Origin of the sequence: Streptomyces sp. NPDC057654, from assembly GCF_042800135.1 — a bacterium.
In the GTDB taxonomy this organism is placed as follows: Bacteria; Actinomycetota; Actinomycetes; order Streptomycetales; family Streptomycetaceae; genus Streptomyces.
Genome location: NZ_JBHVHQ010001499.1, coordinates 1 through 1004, shown reverse-complemented (window position 1 = coordinate 1004; position 1004 = coordinate 1). Strand labels below are relative to the sequence as shown.

Here is a 1004-nt window from a genome sequence, read left to right as displayed (position 1 = left end):
GCCGCACAGCGGCCGGGCGCGGCGGATCGGCGTCAGCGGGGTGCCGGGGGTGGGCAAGTCGACGTTCATCGACGCGTTCGGCACCCGGCTCACCGGGCTCGGCCACCGGGTGGCGGTGCTCGCCGTCGACCCGTCGTCCAGCCGTACCGGCGGGTCGATCCTGGGCGACAAGACGCGCATGGAGCGCCTGGCCGTGGACCCGGCGGCGTTCGTGCGGCCCTCCCCCACCGCCGGGACGCTCGGCGGGGTCGCCAAGGCGACCCGCGAGTCGATCGTGGTGATGGAGGCCGCCGGCTACGACGTGGTGCTCGTGGAGACGGTCGGCGTCGGCCAGTCCGAGACCGCCGTCGCGAACATGGTGGACTCGTTCCTGCTGCTGACCCTCGCCCGTACCGGCGACCAGTTGCAGGGCATCAAGAAGGGCGTCCTGGAGCTGGCGGACGTCATCGCCGTGAACAAGGCGGACGGGCCGCACGAGCGCGACGCGCGGGGCGCCGCGCGGGAGCTGGCGGGCGCGCTGCGGCTGATGCATTCCGCCGACGCCGCGTGGACGCCTCCGGTGCTCAGTTGCAGCGCCCGCGAGTCGACGGGCCTGGACACGGTCTGGGAGCGCCTCGAACAGCACCGTGAACTCCTCGACTCCACCGGCCGCCTGGCCGCCAAGCGGCGCGGCCAGCAGGTGGACTGGACATGGACGATGGTCCGCGACGAGCTCCTGAACCGGCTGCACGCCGACCCGGCCGTACGCGCTCTGACGCCCGCTCTGGAGCGGCAGGTGCGGGACGGCGAGCTGACGGCGACGCTCGCCGCCGAGCGCCTTCTCGACGCGTTCCGTACCACCGGGCCCTGACCGGGCCGGGCATCGTGCGCCGCGCGCCGAGTTCGCCGTGGCTCTCGGGTGCGAACTGCGCCACGCGCACCGCCTGGTGTACGCGGAGGGCGTCGCCCTGGACGACCCGCGGGCGGCGACGCCGATCGGTCTGGGGTGCCGGATCTGCGAGCGC

The 1004-nt window shown here is 74.6% G+C and carries 1 protein-coding gene and 1 pseudogene; both read left to right on the top strand.

All coding sequences use genetic code 11. From position 1 onward, the window contains the following. A partial coding sequence (gene meaB, locus ACFU99_RS44645; RefSeq protein WP_384404662.1) for a methylmalonyl Co-A mutase-associated GTPase MeaB occupies positions 1-850 on the top strand: 850 nt, incomplete at its 5' end. Positions 851-857: 7 nt separating this feature from the next. After that, a pseudogene (locus tag ACFU99_RS44640) lies at positions 858-1004 on the top strand (short-chain fatty acyl-CoA regulator family protein); the annotation flags it as partial.